Below are 19,775 nucleotides of genomic sequence, written 5' to 3' on the forward strand. Positions count from 1 at the left end.
TCATTTCTCCTTCAGGATCGCAGTCGGGTGTTGTCGGGGTCGAAGGGCGGGCGGTCGAGCACCGTGGCGTCGAAGCGCTGGCCCAGGATGTCGACGGTCAGGCCCTCGCGCAGGCCGCGGGTGCGCAGGTAGGCCAGCGCCAGCGTCAGGCCGGTTCGGTGGCCGTGGGCGCCGGAGGTGACGATGCCGACGGGCCGGCCCTCGAGCCGGACGGTATGGGCGTAGAACGGGTCGAGCGTGCCGGTGTCGAGTTGGAGCAGCACCATCTCCCAACGGTCGGGGCTGTCCATCCGTCGCAGCAGGGCGTCGCGTCCGGGGAAGTCGCGGTCCTCGGGGTGGATGAGGGAGCCGAGGCCCGACTCGTCCGGCGTGCGCTCGGTCGTGAGGTCGCCGCCCCAGGCGCGGTAGCCTTTCTCGAGCCGCATTGCGTTGGCCGCGTAGGCGCCATATAGGCCGATGCCGTGGGGTTGGCCGGCCGCTTCCAGCGCGTCGAACAGGCGGGGCAGGTCGGCGGCGCGGGCGTGCAGTTCCCAACCCAGCTCGCCGACATAGGAGACCCGGAGCGCGCGCAGGGTGATGTTGGCGACGGTGATCTCGCGGAAGCTGAGCCAGGGGAAGCCGTCGGCGAGGTCGGCGTCGCAGAGGGAGGCCAGGACCGCGCGGGAGCGCGGGCCCATCAGGCCGATCACGCCGATCTCTTCGGTGACGTTGCGCAGGCGGACATCGTGGCGGGTGGCATGCGCCCCGAGCAGGTCGTGATCCATCTCTTCCGCCGCCGCCGCGCTGGTCAGGTAGGCCGCGTCCTCGGCCAGCCGCGCGACGGTGAATTCCGAAGCGACGCCGCCCGCGGGCGTCAGCGCATGGATCAGCCCGACGCGGCCCGGGGCAGGGGGACGGTTGGCGCCGAGGGTGGCGAGGAAGGCGGCCGTGCCCGGGCCGGTCACCTCGAACTTGGAGAACACCGACAGGTCGGCCAGGGCCACCCGGTTGGTGACGCCTTCGACCTCGCGCGCGACCGGGTCGAACCAGTTGGTGCGCTGGAAGCTTTCATTGGCCGCGTCGCCGGGCGTGTCGGAGAACCAGTTGGGTCGTTCCCACCCGTGGGCGGCGCCCATCACCGCGCCGCGGGCCAGCATCCGGTCATGCAGCGGCGACAGGCGCAGGTTGCGGCCGGCGGGGCGTTCTTCGAACGGGTAATGCACTCCGAATTGCAGGCCGAAACACTCGATGGCCTTGGCGACGCGGTACTCCCGGTCGGCCCATGGCCCGAAGCGGCGCGAGTCGACGGCGAGCGCATCCATTGGCGGCGCGCCGTGGGTCATCCAGTGGGCCAGGAACCAGCCCGCGCCGCCGCCCTCCATCACCCCCATCGAGGAGCCGGTCAGCAGCCAGCCATTCTCGGCCCCGTGCGCCGGGCCGATGAGCGGGTTGGCATCGGGCGTGAAGGTGATCGGGCCGTTGATGACCGATTTGACCCCGCCGGTTTCCAGTGCCGGAACACGGGCCATGGCGGCCTCGATGATATGTTCCACCCGGTCGAGGTCGGGTGGCATCAGGTCGGCGCCGAATTCGGGCGGGACGCCGTCGACCGACCAGACCTGTGCCTCCTTCTCGTAGGGGCCGAGGATCAGCCCGTCACGCTCCTGCCGGACGTACCAGCTTTCCTCGGGGTCGCGGATGATGGGCAGTTCGGGCAGGCCTTGCGCGATGCGGTCGGCGATGGCGGGCACCGTGTCGGTGACAAGATACTGGTGCAGGACCGGAACGGAGGGGATGTTGAGCCCCATCATGTGGCCGATCTCCCATCCCCATGTGCCGGCGGCGTTGACCAGATGCCGGGCGCGGAAGGTCTCTTTCGGTGTTTCCACGCGCCAGCGGCCGTCTTCGCGGGTGATCGAGAGCACGGGGTTCTGACGGACGATCCTGACGCCGCGCGCCTTGGCGCCTTCGGCCATGGCCTGTGTCGCGAGGGTCGGGTCGACATGGCCGTCATCGGGTTCGTATATCCCGCCCAGCAGACCATCGAGCCGTGCCAAGGGGTGCAGTTCGGCGATACGGGCGGGAGAGAGCACCTCCAGCGGGTAGCCGGTGAAATCCGACAGGCCGGCAACATGGCGGAACTCGTCCATCCGGTCGGGGTTGCGGGTGACGCGCATGGCGCCGGAGCGGTGGAAGCCGCAGGACTGGCCCGTCTCCTCGGGCAGGATGTCGCGGTAGAGGCGCACGGAGGTGGCGCGCAGCTCCTGGATGGTGGGATTGTGGGCGAAGTGGGTGCAGAGCCCGGCGGCATGCCAGGTGGAGCCGTGGGTCAGGTCGTTCTTCTCGGTCAGCACCACGTCGGACCAGCCGGCCTTGCCCAGGTGATAGGCCAGCGATACGCCCATCGCGCCGCCGCCGATGATGAGAACCTGCACGTCGGTCATGCGCGCATCCTTTTGCCTTCGGGGTCATGGGGCGGGCGGTCCAACGGTCTGGCCGCGTACCGTTTCCCCGCGATTTCGATCTCGAAGCGCCGGTCGGGCAGGGGCGTGTCGGTCATCTCGACCATCGCGAAGGCCAGTGTCAGCCCGGTACGCGGCCCACGGGCACCGGAGGTGGTAAGGCCGACGATCCGACCGTCCTCCCAGACGGGTTCGTCATGCAGCACGAGCGGGCCGCCCTCGACCTGGCAGAGCACGAGGCGGCGGGTGAGTCGCCCGCGCTGCGCTTCGAGCGCGGGTTTGCCGGTGAAGTCCTTCGACCAGTCGATGTTGAACCCCAGCCCCGCCTCGAGCGGCGTGACCTCGGGGCCCACGTCATGGCCCCAATGGACGAAGCCCTTCTCGATCCGGCAGCCGTCGAGCGCGTAATGGCCCATCGGGCGGGCGCCGGTTGCGATGAGGGCCTCGAAGAGGGGCGGGGCGTCGTCATTGGGGACGCGCAGCTCCCAGCCCAGTTCGCCCGCGAAGCTGAGCCGGGTGGCGAGGGTCTCGACACCGGCGACGGTGACGGTGCGGGCATGGCCGAAGGGCATGTCGGGCCACTCCGGGGCAAGCGCGCGCAGGGTGTCGCGGCTGCCGGCGCCCATCACGCCGATCACGCAGAAATCTTCGGTCATGTCGGTCACGGATATGCCGTCGAGCGCGCGGCGGAGAAAGGCAAGGTCGCGCCAGCGGGTTGCGGCGGCGGTGGTGATGTCGAACCGGTCGGGCGCGCGCCGGATCACCGTCGCCTCGACCTCGATGCCGCCGCGCGGGTTGAGGAACTGGGTATAGACGGCCCGCCCCTCGGCCACGTCCAGTTGCGCCGGGCAGAGCCGGTTGAGCTGGTCCAGCGCGCCGGCCCCTTCGACCCGCAGCTTGGTGAACGGCGTGAGGTCCAGGAGCACCGTGCCACGGTCCATCCGCGCCGCCTCGCGCGCGGCGAGGGGCCACCACGGCTGATCGCCGATGGCATAGGGCAGGGCGCGATCTTCGTCGGTCTCGGCATAATACAGCCCGCGCTCCCAGCCGGCGGTCAGGCCGAAGACCGCGCCCTGCGACTGCCAGCGGTCGTGCAGGGGCGAGCGGCGCAGATCGCGGCCGGCCTTCGGCTGCTTGTAGGGCCAGTGCAGGGTGAAGAGGTCGGCCACGGCCTCGGTCATCCGGTCCGCCATGTGGGCGGGGGCGGCGGCCAGCGGGTCGGCCCGGGCGACGTCCACCTCCCACGCGTCCATCGGCGGGTGCCCGTCCTCGATCCAGTCGGCCAGCAGCCTTCCCACGCCGGCCGAGGACATCACCCCGACCGAGTTCATCCCGGCCGCCACGTAAAGCCCGTTGACCCCCGGCGCCGCGCCGATCAGCGGGCGGGTGTCGGCGGTGAAGCTTTCCGGCCCGTTCATGAAATGCTGGATGCCGGTGTGTTCCAGCGCCGGGACCAGTTTGAGCGCGGCTTCCATGAAGGGGGTGAACTGGTCCCAGTCCTCGGCCAGTTCGAGGAAGGGGCGGTTCCCCTCGGGGCCGTCGGGGTTCCAGCACTTCGCGTCGGGCTCGAACCCGCCGATCACCAGCTTGCCGGTATCGCCCTTGATGTAGACGCCCGAGTCGAGGTCGCGCAGCACCGGGAAGCCCTCGAATTCCGGCCGGGGTTCCGTGACCACGTACATGTGCTCGACCGGCTGCAGGGGCAGGGCGAGGCCGGCCGTTTCCGCCAGCCGTTTCGACCACGCACCGCAGCAGAGGGCGACCTGGCCTGCGCGGATCTCGGTGCCGTCGTTTAGCACCACCCCGCGCACCCGGCCCCCTTCCGTCAGAAGCCGGCGCACACCGGTATTCTCGCGGATCGTGACGCCGTTCGTGCGGGCGGCCCGGGCATAAGCCATGCACAGGTCGACCGGGTTGACGCTGGCATCCTCGGCCACGGCCATGACGCCGTGCAGATGGTCGGTCGACAGGCAGGGGAGGGCGGCGCCGAGGGCGTCGGGCGTGATCATGTCCGGCGACAGGCCGAAATGCCGCCCCAGCGCGGCGATGCGGTGCAGCTCGTCCATCCGCTCGGGCACCTGCGCCAGCCAGTAGCCGCCGGTCACCCGGTAGCCCGTGGAGAGGCCCGTCTCTGCCTCGAGCCTCGGGAAAAGCTCTCCGGCATACATCGCCAGCCGGGTCATATTGGGCGTGGCCCTAAGCGGCCCGACGATGCCCGCGGCGTGCCAGCTCGTGCCGGAGGTGAGTTGGTTGCGCTCCAGCAGAAGCACGTCCTCGGCCCCGCGCCGGGCCAGGTGATAGGCTAGGGAAAGGCCCACCGCCCCGCCGCCGATGATGACGGTGCGCCGCGCCTCAGAAGTAGTCGGCATCCGCGACCTCCAGCTTGCGCCGCGCAATGTAGTCTTTCAGCGCATCGTCGATGTCGGGATCGAGGCCGGGGTCTTCATAGGCCTCGAGCCGCGCTTTCCACAACGCGTTGGCGCGCTGGGCGATGTCGAGGGCGCCCGCCGCCTGCCATTGTTCGTAGGAGTTGTTGTCGGGCAGGTCGGGCCGGAAGAGGGCCGAGAGGAAATTGGCCTGCGTGTGCTCGGAGCCGAGGAAATGCTGCCCCGGGCCGGTGGCGGCGATGGCGGCCATGGCCTGGGCGTTCTCGGACAGGTCGATGCCTGCGAAGAAGCGCATCATCTTGCCGCAGAGGTCGGCGTCGATCATCGTCTTCTCGAAGCCTGTCACCAGCCCGCCTTCCAGCCAGCCGGTGGCGTGGTTGACCACGTTGACGCCTGCGAAGAGCGCCATCATCAGGCCCCAGGTCGCCTCCTGCTGGCTTTGGGCGTCGGGGAGTTTCGAGGCCGACAGGGTGCCGACCGAATGGAGCGGCACGCCGAGGCGGCGGGCGAGCTGCCCCGCGGCGAGGATCATCTGGCCCGCTTCCGGGGTGCCGAAGGTGGGCGCGCCCGACTGCATCGACATGGTCGAGGCGAAGGAGCCCATCAGGCAGGGCGCGCCGGGGTTGACGAGTTGCACCAGGGCGAGGCTCGCCAGTGCCTCGGCCAGCACCTGCGCCAGCGTGCCGGCCACGGTCGAGGGGCTCATCGCGCCGGTCAATGTCCACGGTGTACAGGCGACGGGCTGGCCGGCGCGGGCATAGGTCTTGAGCGCGCCGGACATGTGCGAATCCATCACCAGCGGCGCATTGGTGTTGGAGACGCAGTAGAGCACCGCGTTCTCGGCCACATAGGCCTCGCCGAAGAGGATGCGCGCCATGTCGATCGCGTGGCCCGCGCGCTCGGCCCCGAGGAAGGCGCCCATGAAGGGCCGGTCGGACCAGCGGATATGGGCGTAGAGCATGTCGAGGTGCCGCTTGTTGGCGGGCAGGTCGACCGGCTCGCAGACCACGCCGCCGGAATGGTGCAGCCACGGGATGGTCTGGTGCAGCTTCACGAGGTTGACGAAATCGGGGTAGGTCGCATAGCGCCGCCCGTGGTCGAGGTCATGCACGAAGGGCGGTCCCCAGGACGGGCAGAGCACCGAGGCATTGCCGCCGATCTGGACGGTGTTGTCGGGGTTCCTGGCGTGTTGCGCGAATTGCGCCGGCGCGGTCGCCTGTATCGTGCGGCGGCAGAAGCCCGGGGTGAAGCGGACCCGTTCGCCGTCGACATCGCAGCCGGCCGCGGCGAAGATCCCGAGGATCTCGGGGTCGTCGCGGAACTCCATGCCGGTTTCGGCGAGGATCCGGTCGGCATTGGCCTCGATGATCTGCAGGCCTTCCTCCGACAGGATCGGCAGCGGCCCGACATGGCGGTCGAGATACGGCGCGCGGGGTGACCCGGCTCTCGCCTCCTCGCTGCGCCGCTTGCCTCTGCGTGTCACGACAACCTCCATGCTGTTGGCGGGAGGATGGACAAAACCGCCCGGCTCGGGCAATGAAAACGCGACAGTATTAGGAACTCTTATGAAGCTGCCGAAAATTACCACCCGGCTCGGCTCAGACAAGAACCTCCTGACCGCGCTGGAAGTCTTTGTGGCGATTGCGGAAACCCGGCAAATCACCCAGGCCGCGCGGCTGATGGGGATGACCCAATCGGCCGCCTCCCAGCAACTCGCTTCGCTGGAGGCCGCCTGCGACGCGCGGCTGATCGACCGCACCGTGCGCCCCGTGCGCCTGACACAGGCGGGCGAGCTTTGCCTGCGCCACGCGCAACGCATCCTCAACTCGGTCGAGGATCTCGCCACCTCGATGCGCCACGAGGGGCCGCAGCCGATCAACGTGCTGCGGATGGGCATGCTGGCCTCGATCGCCACCACGCTGACCCCGCCGCTGGTGCGGCTGCTGAAATCCGAGATCGCGGTCGAGGACCTGACCCTTCACGCGGGCCAGAGCGGCGATCACGAGACGCTCTTGCGCACCAAGCGGGCCGACCTGGTGATCACGTCGAACCCGTTCTACGACATGGACGGGCTCGAGCGGCACGACGTGCTGACCGAGAATTTCCTCCTGGTCCTGCCGCAGACCTATGACGGCCCGTCGCGCCGGCTGCAGGATATCCTCACCCATCTGCCGCTGGTCCGTTTCGCGGCGACCACCAGCGTGGGCCGGCGCACCGAACAGCATCTGCGCCGCCTGAAGCTGACGGCGCCCCGGGTGATCCAGGCGGACCGATCGAGCATGGTCACGGCCTGCGTGGCCGAGGGGCTGGGGTTCACCATCCTCACGCCCAGCCTGCTGATCGACGGTTTCGTCGAGCGGATGCCACTGGTGGTGCGCCCCTTGCCCGGCCCGGGCTTCTCCCGCTCGATCAAGGTCGTGGCACGGTCGGGCGATCTCGGCACTTTGCCCGAGCGCATCGCGACCCTCGCCACCCGCGAACTGGCGGCGCAGATCGACCAGCAGATGGGGCAGGTGGGCCGCGAGGCGGTGACGCTCGCCGGCGAGGACTGAGGGTTGTCCGGAGCGCATTCGGACCCGTTCCGGGGGCGCTGCGTCGCTTTTTTCATGGGAAGAGGGATCGGCGACGGCCGGCGGCGCCGTGGGCTCGCGCTGTGGGAGGTGCGGGATGTCATTGAGCTTAGGTGGAGGCGAGTACCGGAATCGAACCGGTGTACACGGATTTGCAATCCGGTGACTCACGTTGAATTTCCTAGAAAAAATTGTAAACGCCCCCGATTCCGGGTGTTAAAAATCAAGGACTTACTTGGTTGGTGTAAACCGTTTTTGGCCCTCGGAAAGCCGATAATTGTGGTGATTGGGGGCCGTCTGTATCCGGATGGCGCGCCTGATGGGACCCGGAACCGACGCCATTCTAACCCCGCCCTGATCCGGACGGGACCGATCAAGACAGCTCAACTCTCATCCGGCTTCGCTGACCTTTTTAGAGCATTCGTCTGATTGCATTCACGGGGGCGGCAATTCTGGTGGGATCCGAAGAACCGCTGATCCTACTGGCAGATTTCATTCGCTTGATCTGTCGGTCGAAGGATCACGGTTCTCATCACCTTGCCATCCTGTTGGCAAGCCTGCTCCACGGACGTAGCCATATACAGAGTAAGACCTGCGACTTCGTATGCTCGTAGTTCCTTTGTGCCCGTATTAATGAGGCAAACATATGAAGGCGAGCCTCCACCATACGCCTCTTGCGTATATGACCAACTATTGGCGGCGATCAACACGTCCGTCTTCTCATGTAGGGATTGTCCAGCCTGATCCAGAAGTCGAAAACGCAGAGGTTGAAAATCAGAGGTTTGGTTCTCGATGTTCAGAGAAACGGTCAATTCTGGAGCTGTACCCGTAGTCTCGACGTCGCCCTCACAAGGCTCTTCGATCAACAGTTCATGGACTCTGAGCCCGAACAGATAGGCTTCCGAAAAATCATCCACCTTTTCTTCGGTTCGCTTCACCGAGGCTTCGACGTCAGCGAAACGATTGGCATATCCCTCCAGGACGTCGACCGCTTGCCCGGGATAAACCAGGGCCCAGATCCAAACCAAGCCCGAGAGGAAACCGAAAATAGTCGCCCCCCAATCCACATACTTGTAAACCGTTTTGATCATTTTTTAGGACCAGGAATCTTTCAAAGATCTTTCGATAATTCGGACCAGCCTTCATGGCTCTGCGTCCGCAGCGAGCGGCAATCTGTGCGGCATAATCCGGAAGTGTCAAGCGCAACGGCCTCGGTGCGAACGGCATATCTCAAAAACCATGAAAACACCTTAATTGAACAACTTATGGCGTGCGCCGGACCGCCCCAATGTCGAGATACTGGCGAACTTATGGCGTCGCACATCACCCTTCACAGAAGATGCCGAATTCCGCTCTTGATGATGGCGAGGACCTCGCTCAGCGCGTCTCATCACCTCTCGGGTTCACGGCATCACGCGACCTAAACGCGGCGGAACTCTTGTCAACATTGATTGCACCACGTTGCGTTTGCGCATCGCGATAGTTTCGGAATATGCCAGATATTATTGGTCACGTGCACCGAACGAGCGTGATTAGGTGTTTGCAGCTGCGGTGAATTTGAGCTGTTCGATGGAAGCCGCGCCCGGAGTGCCATCGGAGAGTTCATTCTCAGTTACGCCCGTGACACATGCCAAGTCGAGGTTGAGTGTGGCGGTCATGCCGTCCGGAGTGAAATTTCTTGTGAAGGTGCCGCTAAGAAATGAGCGCACCGTACTCTGACTCATGCGAGTTCCAAAACCGACATGATCGTGATCGCCAGAACCGGGAGACATGACGCATGCTTCTGTCCACCGAATAATCAGGCGGTCGCCAGAAACTTGTCCGTCAATCGTGATGCCATCTCCTTGCTCGGAGAGACCGCCATACTTTACCGCATTTGTCGCGAGTTCAAAAAAGATGAGGGAGAGGGGGGTGATCGCAGCTGGGTAGACGCGAACCTCTGGAAACTTCACATGCGCCGGAATCTCGCCGGTAAAAGGTTCGAGAATAGCGTTGGCGAGATCAGCCAGATTGGTGCCTTCTGGTTCAGCGCCGGTCGGATCACTCACGGCCTTCGCATGCACAGATGCGAGTGCGTGAAGACGCTGCCGCATAACAGCAACAAGATCGTCGACTTCGGTTGTATGACGCCCTGCGATGGCCAGAAGCCCACTGGCAACTGCGAAACAGTTTCCAACCCGGTGCCGCATCTCGGACAAGAGGAGCTGCTGTTGTTCCTCTGCCTTGCGTCGCTGCGTGATGTCGCGGGCAATCTTCGATGCGCCTATGATGTTACCAAGTGCATCGCGGACTGGCGAGACAGTCAGTGAAACCGGAACGAGCGTTCCATCTTTGCGCTTCCGAACAGTTTCAAAATTGACGATCCGCTCGCCCCGTTTCAACCGTGCGATAAAGTCAACTTCTTCATCCATGCGATCCTCGGGAAACAGAATCGTGATGGGCTGTCCGACTGTCTCGTCGGCCGTGTATCCAAAAAGCCTTTCCGCACCGGGGTTCCAACTTCGGATGGTGCTGTCCAAGTTTTTCGTAATGATCGCATCGTCGGAGCCTTCGACAACGGCGGCCAGATACTGATGGTGGTTTCCTGGCAGATCCGATTCCACATTTTTGCCTTTCTTTAGATCTCGCCGATATATGTACGCTTGAGCAGGGAACAAAAGTGTTCTTTTCACTCTACGCCTGCCGCCGAAGCCGGACAATCAAAAGTGTATCAGCGTTCGCCCATTTACAACGAAAGGTTCGAAGCTGCCTGGGTCCGGCTTTTGGAAGCCCGGATTCCGTTTGGTATGCTGTTCTGTCTGGTCATACACGCGCGTAGGTCGATACGACCGACGCAAACTCGTCTGTGGCCTCGTGACATTGCGTGAGAAGCGCTAAGCCGCCAGACCGTGCTTCATGGCGGCGTGAAAATGTGAGGATGACGTTTCCAGAAGTTTAGAGCGGTTTCGTCGGAGACCACTAGCCGGTTTTTTGGATAATGTTCTGGGGAAGGCGGACTCTGATTTCCTGGTTCATCATGCTGAGCAAAACCTGGACACGCTGGTCGTCGGTCACATGCTCGACCTTCGAGATGAAATGAGCAAACGGCCCGGCAATGACGCGGATCTGGTCGCCAGCTTTCACCTCATCAAGCTCTTGCAAGACGCCGTCCTTGTCACAGCGAGCATGCAGTCCAGCTATGAATGCCGAGGGCAGGGGGCGGGGCGATTTCGGGTTGTTCAGAACCAGCCGTGAGATACCGCGCGTCGAGTTGATCTTGCGCCAGGAGGAACTCTCTGGGTCGAACTGAATGAAGAGATAGCCCGGAAACAACTGGCGCGGACCGGTGTGATTTTTTGTACCACGGTGGCGGGTTTCGACACGACGCGGGGAGAAGACCGGAAATCCCTGCCTTTCCAAGTGCGTGGTAGCGATGGCCAGGGCGTTTGGTTTCACCATGGCGACGAACCAGTTGGACGCGTCAAGGTTTTCGGGTGCACCCTCGGATGGAGCCATTTTTCCCCGCGATAGTAAAATGAAGACTAGGCTGGTCTGCGTGTTTTCATCCGAGCTAATAATGCAGCTTTCGCGCCGCTTAAACCCAAAGTTTCAGCTAAGGTCGGCGGAAACCGGCTCTGATCACAGCGGGTGCTGCATGACCTCTTTCACTGTAGCAATCCTCGTGGTTTGGGTAGGATAAGTCGAGCCAGTGAGCAATGTACCTCCTTTGATTTCGAGGTTTCGCTTTGGACGACAACGAGAGTGTCACGGTTTTTTCGTCAATGAATGTTAAATGGGGTGTTGACGATCAACACGACGCGATCAGGGGAAACGTCCTTTTCCCTAAAGGCAGAGTTCCCCCTTGAAGTTTCTCCACATTGGTGTATGCGTTCAGGTATGAACGCAGCTCCACTTTCTTGCGTTTTTGCCGGGCCGTTCAAGCGAGTCACGGTGCGGTAGCCGTGAAGACGCCGATCGATGCTGATGTCCGATTTCGGCTGCTACGGCTTCTCGAGCAAAATCCGGATCTCTCTCAGCGAGACATCGCCCGCGAGCTTGGCGTAAGTCTTGGAGCAACCAACTACGTGCTGCGGGCTTTGGTGGGCAAAGGGCAAGTCAAGATCCGCAACTTCCGTGCGTCCAACAACAAGCTGCGTTATGCCTATATCCTCACGCCGAAAGGTCTCGACAGCAAAGCTCGGCTGACGGCAGGTTTCCTGCGCCGGAAGCGGAAGGAATACGACGCCCTGCGCGCCGAGATTGAGACGCTTGAGGAAGAGCTTTCGCTCGGAGCAGACGTGGCGCCGCGAGTCATGAAATGAGAAACCGCTACTTGGAGCGTGTTTTCGAACAGTATTTCGCGTGCTTTTATGTGAAGGAGGTCAAGTCTTCTTGGCCATCGCTTCACCGCTCGAGGCCGAGTGTTTCAGTAATCGAGCGCTTGGGGAAAACCGGATCCACTAAGGAGCAAGATATCCCACGCATGGACGCGACGCGACCTTCGTCCGCGGCTGGCCAGCAACAAGGCACGCTACGCTATTGCGACCTTGCCGCTTACAATTCCGCCCGATCGTTCAGAGAGTGTGATGGCGGCTCCGCAGAATGCGATCAAATGAATCTCATGCCCTTAAGGCAACTTAAATTTTTCATGTGTGAGAGATGAATTCTTCTCAAAGCGAATTGGGGCATCGTTGAAGAGCATTTTGCAGGGGATGATGGCCTTGGCCGCAGGTGCAACCGGCGCCCGCGGCGTAGCGCTGTTGTCCATCCCACTCCTGACGCGGCTCTACAGCCCCGAGCAATTTGGGGTCTTTGGGCTTTTCTCCTCCGTCCTACTGCTGCTCGTCCCGCTTGCAACGTTTCGGTACATGACGGCACTTCCGCTGCCCCGGACCGACAGGGCGGCCTTTGCCGTGCTCGCGCTTGCATTTGTCCTCCTGGGTGGCTTTTCCCTTGTCCTCCTTGTCGTGGTGCTCCTAGCCGGAGCCCCGCTGCTCATCGGCTTGGGGTTCGGGGATCTTGCGCCCTATGCGCTTCTCATTCCGGTCGGGGTGTTTTTCGCCAGTCTCTTTGAGACGCTGAGCATGTGGGCGACGCGCGCGCGGGCCTACCGGGTGATTGCCGTGACCCAGATATGGCAAGCGGTGGCCGGCGAGGGGAGCAAAATCGTGCTCGGTGTGCTTTCCGTTGGTCCCATTGGTCTTATCAGCGGGTTTATCCTTGGGCAGATCAGCGGTTTGCGGAGTTTTGTCACACGGTTCTGGGCGGTCTTTCGTGCCTTCCTTCCGCGCTTGTCCGTAAGGCAAATGCGCATCGTTGCCTATCGCTACCGCGGCTTCCCGATCAACAGGATGCCGGCGCAGTTTCTGCTGGCGCTTGGCATGCACGCACCCTTGCTGCTAACGGCGGGATACTTCGATGCGGAGACAACGGGTCAGTTGGCCCTCGCGATGCTCGCCTTCGCGCTGCCCTTTGCCCTTGTCGGACAAGCCACCAGCCGCGCCTATTTTGGCGAGATGGCAAAGCTTGGTGCTCAAAACGCGGACGAGATCCTCATCCGCATGCGGCATGTCATGCTGACGCTAGGGCTCATGGCGCTGCCCGTCTCTGCGGTCCTGTTTCTTTACGCAAAGCCGCTGGCGGCGTTTGTGCTTGGATCCGAATGGGCACAGGCTGGCCGGTTCATCGCGTTTCTCGCCATCGCGCTTGTTCCGCAGTTCATCTCGGCAACGGTAATCCGAAGTCTGGACATCCTTGAAGCGCACCTTTTGGTTATCCTGCTGTACTTTACACGACTTGTCGTGGTTGCCTCTGCGCTCTGGATCCCTCAGATCAATGCTGCATCACCGGAAACCATTGTTCTCGCTTACTCGTGCAGCTTAGCCATTTTCTACCTCATGCAAACCTGTGTTATTTACTGGGCTCTGCACCGCAAACAAAGGCAGGTCGCATGATTTATCGACAAATTTCTAAAATCGTACTTCAAATCCTCCCTGGCAGTGATCTTCGGTATCTTCTGCTGCACAAATCACCTGATCGATTGGCTCCAAGGCTGGTGACGCCCAACTGCGAACTTGTAATCGATGGTTTCCCCAGAAGCGCAAATACGTGGATTTACTATCATGTTCAGGTTGCATTTCCGGAAACCCGCATCGCGCATCATGTGCACTCGTGGCAGCAATTTCTTCTAGCCCGCTTCTACCGGGTGCCATCGATCCTTATTGTGCGCAATCCGGATGCCTGCGTACAATCACTCGCGACGAAACGCGGTGGTGTCTTAATGTTGCACTATCTCGATTATCTTATGACAACGGGCTTCGGTGCGCTTTTCGCTAACAAGGTTTATCTCTTTGATAAAGTTACTGGCGAGCATGGCATTGATGATCTCATTCGCAACGTTGCCGAAATAATCGGCAAGCCTGCATCGGCACCTGACCCAGCCCAGGTCAAAGCGTTGATGGAAGAACGTACCGAAAATAAAAACGTCAAGACCCCACCATTCCAAAAAGAGGTTCTTGGACCAGTCTCCAAGGTTTCACGCAGAATCGCCAAGTGTCTCTACAAGCGGTTAAAAGGTCGTCTAAGTTCATGAAAAAAGTAATGATTTGGGGGTTTTATGAGCAGGGGAACATCGGCGACGATCTCATGGGTATGATCTTTTACGAGCTCATCGAAGAGCTCGGCGGATACCCGATCCTTTTTTCGAACAACCCGCGCTTTACCGAAATGGGATACCGTGCAACCACCGATTTGGCCGCTGCGGAGCCCGACATTCTCCTGCTGGGGGGCGGGGCGTTTTTCAAAAATGAGAACGCCTCGACACAGTCGATCGAAGGCCGAGTCCAGCGGCTTGCGGATTACGTGAACCAGAACGCGATCCCGGTGCATGGCGTTTCGCTTGGCAGCGATGGCATCGACACGCTCGATCATCTGTCGCTTGCCCGCAAAGCGCTTGTCCGGGGCGGACATCTCGAAAGCGTGGCTGTTCGCCTCGAAAGCGATCTTGCCCTCGGCCTGCCCAATGCGCGCCACCTCGATGATGTGGTCCTGCTGACCAGCACGTGCGCAAGCCGGTACAAGCGGCTGACCCCGATCGATCCGCCTCCAGGCCATCCGAACACGCTGATCAATCTGTCCCGGCGCAAGGCGTTTGCGATCCCGCGGATTCTGTGGAAAACCCGCAAGGAGCGTCCGGCGTTCTTCAGGGCCCATACAAGCGCCGGCAACACGGGCGGCGAAATCACGGTCCCTGGCTTTCCGGTGATTGAGGAAAAACAGTTCACCATCCAGCTTGGATATATCAAAGCGGCAAAAACCATCATCTCCTCCAAGCTGCACCCGGGCGTGATGGCGGTCTCGTTTGGTAACCGGTTTGAGCCGGTTTCCCCAAGACCCAAAACAATCGCGTTCCTCAAGGAAACGCTTCCGAAAACCCTAGATTTCGACGCGTTGTTTTCATCCTATGTCAATCATATCCGCGACATGGTGATATGATTGCTGCTTCCTCCAGCTATGCATTGCTGCTTTTTGCCGCCTGGCATCTTCGGCAACGAAAAATGTGGCTGGAGTTTGCTATTGTTCTCGTCCCGATTCTATATTGCGGGTATTTTGGCCTCAGCATTTTTGTATTTTCATTTGGCGAGTTTATGCCGTTTACCTATTATAGAGCCGCGCTAAAGCCGGTGTATGGCCAGGTTTCCGCGATGATATCGCTGCATTTTCTGGTTGTCGTTCTGGCGCTTCTATCTGTTCGCGCATTCGACCACAGACCTTACAAGAGAATGCAATCCATTTCACTGCGCGCCTTCTCCGTCGGGCCGTTCGGGGCGCTATTTTGCATGCTGCCGGTCCTTTTCGTCCTGCTCGCAACCCCGTTATCGGAACTCTGGGACCGGCCAAGTTTTATTGTGGAAACGGATAACGGCCACTGGATGCGGTTCGCGGATCTTTTGCTCTTCATATCTGCGATCATGACCCCATTCATTAAAAGTGTGCCTCTTAAATTATTTGTACTCTTTTCTGTATCGCTGGCTTTCTTGCTTATCGGGAGCCGGTCGGGTGTTGTAATGCTTCTAATCTTCGCAACGATAGAGTTCTTCATCGTCAGGCGGCACAGAAAATGGTTTCCGATCATGATATCCATCCTGGGCATCTGGATGCTGGCCATCATTCTTTACCTGCGTTGGGACGGCGGCGGAGGCTTGCTTGCCATCCTGCGTACATTGTTTGGTGGAGATCCCGAACTTCTTACTTCGGCGGTGGGTTATGGGGTGAATTACTTGTTCAACCTCTCTTTCGTTCTGATAGGCGAGATGTTTGTCTCCGTCGAGGCGGAGGCTCGCTGGTTCACGTACTCGATCCTGCCTTTGCCTTCGGCATTCTTAGATCAGACAGCGGCGTATGACGCACATAGCCGCTTCCGGAATAACATTCCCTACTCCGGCTTTGGATATGCCATCATTTTCCTTGGCCCAACGATCTATCTTCTCGTCGTCTACCTGTCCGCTCTTAGCTTTCTTTCTGCGCGGTGGGTGCTGTCGACACGGCGAGACCTTCTAGAGGGTATTTTATGCGTAGCGTTCTTCGTGATCCCGTTCCTTGTTCTGATGCAGTACAACCTCCGCACTGGAAGCAGGCTGATCTACGTATTTGCCGTCCTTTATTTCGCCGTGGCGCTTGGCCGTCGCATGAGGTTTAAACCTCGACAATGAAAGTTCTTGCGATTGCCAAGACCCTGTGTAAGGGCGGCGCCGCAGTAGGCGCATCCAATACGATCAACAGCCTGAGGGCGGCAGGTTTGGAGGTGGTAGCTTTCGGAGCCTACGAAACGCCCAAGAGCTGTGCAATGTCCGCCATGCGCACGACCGAACGCATCTATGAGCGCGTCTTTCATAACGCTGATACGCATTGCTTGCAACTATGGTCGCCGGTTTTCGATCTTGTCAGGCTTTATGAACAGCACAGGCCCGATATCGTGCAGCTGTTCGACATATCGGGAAATACAATCGACTTCCGCCAACTAAATGATATCCCGTGTCCCAGCGTCCAGCGGCTGAGCGATTTCTGGCCTTATCATGGCGCAAAGCATTATAACCTCGCGCCACCCGACCCGCCAAGCGTTGCCGACCGTCTGCTGCGCCGAATGATTTTCGATGGATCTGGCGAACCAGACGCATTTGTTGCGCCGTCGCAATGGTTGGCCGATGTGTTGACGGATCGTCAACCGACGGTCATCCGCAATGCGGTTACATCGGCACCGGGCGTCACCCCACGGGATCGGTTGGGGGCGAAAATCCGGTTCGGGTTTATTTCCAACCCCATCGATGATCCCCGCAAAGGGCTGATGTCGGTGCCACCCGTCCTAACGGCTTTTGCCGCGCACGCAGGGCCGGTTGCACTGCACCTTTTCGGCGAAGGCAGCGATCAGACAATGACGTCAACGAACTGTATCGAGGTCGTGGCGCATCCACCGTTCAAGCGGGACGCACTGGCGACTGCCTTTACCAATTTTGATATCCTGCTTTGCCCGTCGAAGTTGGACAATTCTCCGAATGTGATGACCGAGGCCCTAGCTCATGCGGTCCCGGTTGTGGCGCAAATTGGAAGCGGGATGGACAGCTATCTTGAGGCAACGTTTGGGGCGTTGATCGATTTCGATGGCCGGGTCGAACAGGGCGCGGCCCAGATCGCGTCTCTGCTGCGCTCCTATCCAGCCGCCTGCAAGGCGGCACTGCGGTTTGCGATGGCCGAGCTTTCTCCGCAAAAGATCGGAGAGGAATATAAAGCACTCTATACCGCGTTGTTAGTACAGCGCGCATAGAGAGGTGTTGTCTGGTTCATCGAGACCATTATGGAGCGAGGACGAACAAGAAATCCGGAACAAGAAGCTGGTGAAGGTGCTGGAGGTCGGTGGAAGTTGATCGTTTATTGTTGCTCGATCTCCAGACTACGAGTGTGTCGGCTTCCACATCGACAAACGCCCCGAAGCACCGCTGCCTGAAAAGGCCGACTTGATTGTCTCATTTACTCTTCTTTCACGTGTGCCGAGCAATTCGGCATCAATCTTTGACATGTATGAAAGTCTCACTGCCGGCAGGAGCATGCATCAATAATCCCGCGGGGATTGCAACCCTATTCTCTGGCGATTCGTATCGTAGGTTAGCGTGCAAGAAGTCAGAGCTGTTCAAGAGGCGCTTCTATAATCACCGGGAATGTGCTTTGAGGTATCGGTTACATCCGTCGATTGAACGATTTACAACGAAGGAAGATTCTGATGTCCGCAATCCGCCACTTCGTGAGTTTGAACCGTACGGCTTCAGCGTGGATCGCAATGCGGTTCCCGCGCATCTTCTCTAACCCAAAACCAAGTTATCGAGAAACCCTACTGGATCGCGTTAACCGCGATATCAGCATCAAGAAACCGGGGACGGTGCTGGAAGCGGGGGGGGTGGATCGGCCTGTCCTTGATCGGTCCCCAGATTACGAGTTCGTCGGGCTCGACATCGACGAGCGCCCCGACTGCGCACGTCTCTATGACCGCTTCCTCGTGCAGTCCATCGAGATACCGTTGCCCGTTAAGGCTGACGTGATCATCTCATTCACCCTGCTCGAACACGTGCCGAACAATACGGCATCAATCAGGGCTATGTATGAAGGTCTCAATGCCGGCGGGAGCACGCATCACTATATCCCGTGTGGATTGCACCCCTATTCATTGGCACTTCGCGCCATTGGGCCACGGCTTCAGCGACGTCTCATTCCGATTCTCCGGCCGGGAACCGAGGGAATCACTGGCTATCCTGCCTTTTTCGATCTCTGTACGCCACGCGCCATGACGCAAGCTTTTCGCGCCGCCGGTTTTACCGAGATAGACGTTAAACCCTTCTATCGCGCCAATGACTATTTCGCTTTCTTCACGCCCGCCTTTATAAGCGTAACGCTGTTTGAAAACGTGTGCCGTCTGCTGGGCCTGAGCACATTGGCGTCGGGTATTGTCATCAGCGCCCGCAAACCTTCTAGCGTGCGCACGGCTCACGATGAGAAATCCGCCTGAGCGTGTGGGGCTCTGGGGGTGTCAACTGAGTTTTCATCGAGTTCGGAGAGCTGAGATACAGCTTGGTGCCGGCGTTATCGAGCATTTGAACCTACTGATGTTTGATGCGATGAACATGTTGAATACAGGAATTCATGGTATCACGTCGCACACTCGTCATAAAATTGTGCTTTGATCTTCACGTAACCTTCTACGTGTGTCAGTACAGGCCAATCAGGCTAAGAGCATGTACCTTGTATCCATGCTCGAACAAAATCGTAATAGGTCACAGAAAACTATGAAAATCTCAGTTGTCACCGCCGTGTTCAATCGCCGAGACACAATCGCTCAGGCGATAGAAAGTGTTAATGCGCAAGACCATTTCGATGTTGAACACATCATTCAGGACGGTGGATCAACGGATGGCACCCTCGATGTTGTCCGGCAGCATGCAACTGACACGACAGGTGTCGTTAGTGAACCCGATACAGGTATATACGATGCGATAAATCGCGGCATACTGCGCGCAAATGGCGATGTGGTCGGTGTGATGCATTCGGATGACTACTTCGCATCGGACGACGTCCTGTCCAAGGTCGCCTCAGCATTCAAAGATCCGAACGTAGATGGCGTATATGGCGATCTGAGTTATGTCGCGGCAAGTGACACATCGCGAGTCTTGCGACACTGGAAATCAGGCCCTTATGATGCGTCCAAATTGCGATGGGGGTGGATGCCACCACATCCCACGTTTTACATGCGCCGTCATCTCTTCGATCAATTGGGGTTTTATGATACCGAGTTTCAAATTGCCGCGGATTACGATGCGATGTTGCGGTACTTTGTCCAAGGGCGTATCAAACTGGCGTACATTCCTGAAGTTTTGGTCTGCATGCGTACAGGCGGAGCAAGTAACGGGTCTTTGAAACGTATTCTTCGCAAGAGTCGCGAAGATTATACGGCTATCCGACGAAACCACATTGGTGGACTGGGAACACTAGCCGCCAAGAACTTTTCCAAGGTCACACAGTTTCTTTGAATCGTCGATGTGCTCTTGAGCAATCCAACAGCCAAATTCTTGAGGGGAGCAAAGGTGAAAACAGCACTCATCACCGGCGTCACCGGGCAGGACGGGGCCTACCTTTCGGAGTTCCTGTTGGACAAGGGCTACGAGGTGCATGGCATCAAGCGGCGCACGTCGCTGTTCAACACCGCCCGGATCGACCACCTGATCGAGGGGGCGCCGGGGCGTGAGGGCCGTTTCGTTCTGCATCACGGGGACATGACGGACAGCTCGTCGCTGACGCATATCCTGCAGAAGGTGAAGCCCGACGAGGTCTATAACCTCGCCGCGCAGAGCCACGTC

Annotated in this window: 16 protein-coding genes; 10 read left to right on the plus strand and 6 right to left on the minus strand. The window is 60.0% G+C overall.

Annotated elements, in window-relative coordinates:
• Nucleotides 1-11: 11 nt before the first annotated feature.
• From RLN94_RS13210 to RLN94_RS13220, 3 genes are read right to left on the minus strand one after another with little or no spacing between them, the layout of a single operon-like run.
• Entirely contained in the window at nt 12-2,423 is a 2,412-nt protein-coding gene (locus tag RLN94_RS13210) for a GcvT family protein (protein WP_350131266.1), read from the minus strand.
• Nucleotides 2,420-4,810, minus strand: a complete 2,391-nt coding sequence (locus RLN94_RS13215) for a GcvT family protein (RefSeq protein ID WP_350131268.1) — start codon at nt 4,808-4,810, stop codon at nt 2,420-2,422. Before RLN94_RS13215 ends, RLN94_RS13210 begins: the two co-directional genes overlap by 4 nt.
• The gene (locus RLN94_RS13220) at nt 4,794-6,311 is read right to left on the minus strand and encodes a trimethylamine methyltransferase family protein (protein WP_350131270.1); all 1,518 of its coding nucleotides are present in this window, start codon (nt 6,309-6,311) and stop codon (nt 4,794-4,796) included. The genes RLN94_RS13215 and RLN94_RS13220 overlap by 17 nt, the downstream gene beginning before the upstream one ends.
• 82 nt (nt 6,312-6,393) lie before the next feature.
• On the opposite strand from RLN94_RS13220, the gene RLN94_RS13225 reads away from it, so the two are divergent.
• A complete protein-coding gene (locus RLN94_RS13225; protein ID WP_350131272.1) occupies nt 6,394-7,380 on the plus strand; it encodes a LysR family transcriptional regulator in 987 nt (328 codons plus the stop codon).
• A 497-nt stretch (nt 7,381-7,877) separates the two neighbouring features.
• Here the strand turns inward: RLN94_RS13225 and RLN94_RS13230 are convergent, their stop codons facing one another.
• From RLN94_RS13230 to nusG, 3 genes are all read right to left on the minus strand, one after another.
• Nucleotides 7,878-8,489 (minus strand): hypothetical protein, encoded by a 612-nt coding sequence (locus RLN94_RS13230; RefSeq protein ID WP_350131274.1) that lies wholly within the window; start codon nt 8,487-8,489, stop codon nt 7,878-7,880.
• 441 nt (nt 8,490-8,930) lie between these two features.
• Nucleotides 8,931-10,070, minus strand: a complete 1,140-nt coding sequence (locus tag RLN94_RS13235) for a PAS domain-containing sensor histidine kinase (protein ID WP_350169085.1) — start codon at nt 10,068-10,070, stop codon at nt 8,931-8,933.
• Between the two features lie 286 nt (nt 10,071-10,356).
• Nucleotides 10,357-10,893 carry a transcription termination/antitermination protein NusG gene (gene nusG, locus RLN94_RS13240; protein WP_350131278.1) on the minus strand — a complete coding sequence of 179 codons (537 nt, stop codon included), beginning with the start codon at nt 10,891-10,893 and terminating at the stop codon, nt 10,357-10,359.
• A 446-nt stretch (nt 10,894-11,339) separates the two neighbouring features.
• Here nusG and RLN94_RS13245 point away from each other — a divergent pair, with 446 nt between their 5' ends.
• From RLN94_RS13245 to RLN94_RS13285, 9 genes are all read left to right on the plus strand, one after another.
• Entirely contained in the window at nt 11,340-11,699 is a 360-nt protein-coding gene (locus RLN94_RS13245) for a MarR family EPS-associated transcriptional regulator (protein WP_350131280.1), read from the plus strand.
• Nucleotides 11,700-12,068: 369 nt separating this feature from the next.
• Nucleotides 12,069-13,331, plus strand: coding sequence for a lipopolysaccharide biosynthesis protein (locus RLN94_RS13250; protein WP_350131282.1), 1,263 nt, complete (start codon nt 12,069-12,071; stop codon nt 13,329-13,331).
• Nucleotides 13,328-13,969 (plus strand): hypothetical protein, encoded by a 642-nt coding sequence (locus RLN94_RS13255; RefSeq protein ID WP_350131284.1) that lies wholly within the window; start codon nt 13,328-13,330, stop codon nt 13,967-13,969. The genes RLN94_RS13250 and RLN94_RS13255 overlap by 4 nt, the downstream gene beginning before the upstream one ends.
• Nucleotides 13,966-14,871: a hypothetical protein gene (locus RLN94_RS13260; RefSeq protein WP_350131286.1), complete on the plus strand. Its 906-nt coding sequence runs from the start codon at nt 13,966-13,968 to the stop codon at nt 14,869-14,871. Before RLN94_RS13255 ends, RLN94_RS13260 begins: the two co-directional genes overlap by 4 nt.
• Nucleotides 14,868-16,088: a hypothetical protein gene (locus RLN94_RS13265; RefSeq protein ID WP_350131288.1), complete on the plus strand. Its 1,221-nt coding sequence runs from the start codon at nt 14,868-14,870 to the stop codon at nt 16,086-16,088. Before RLN94_RS13260 ends, RLN94_RS13265 begins: the two co-directional genes overlap by 4 nt.
• Nucleotides 16,085-17,197, plus strand: a complete 1,113-nt coding sequence (locus RLN94_RS13270) for a glycosyltransferase (RefSeq protein WP_350131290.1) — start codon at nt 16,085-16,087, stop codon at nt 17,195-17,197. The genes RLN94_RS13265 and RLN94_RS13270 overlap by 4 nt, the downstream gene beginning before the upstream one ends.
• A gap of 453 nt (nt 17,198-17,650) precedes the next feature.
• Nucleotides 17,651-18,430 carry a class I SAM-dependent methyltransferase gene (locus RLN94_RS13275; RefSeq protein ID WP_350131292.1) on the plus strand — a complete coding sequence of 260 codons (780 nt, stop codon included), beginning with the start codon at nt 17,651-17,653 and terminating at the stop codon, nt 18,428-18,430.
• Nucleotides 18,431-18,656: 226 nt separating this feature from the next.
• Nucleotides 18,657-19,448 (plus strand): glycosyltransferase family 2 protein, encoded by a 792-nt coding sequence (locus tag RLN94_RS13280; RefSeq protein WP_350131294.1) that lies wholly within the window; start codon nt 18,657-18,659, stop codon nt 19,446-19,448.
• Nucleotides 19,449-19,502: 54 nt separating this feature from the next.
• Nucleotides 19,503-19,775, plus strand: a 273-nt coding sequence (locus RLN94_RS13285; protein ID WP_350131296.1) for a GDP-mannose 4,6-dehydratase, incomplete at its 3' end; no start/stop codon positions are given.

This window comes from Roseovarius sp. (assembly GCF_040223625.1).
Classification (GTDB): domain Bacteria; phylum Pseudomonadota; class Alphaproteobacteria; order Rhodobacterales; family Rhodobacteraceae; genus Roseovarius.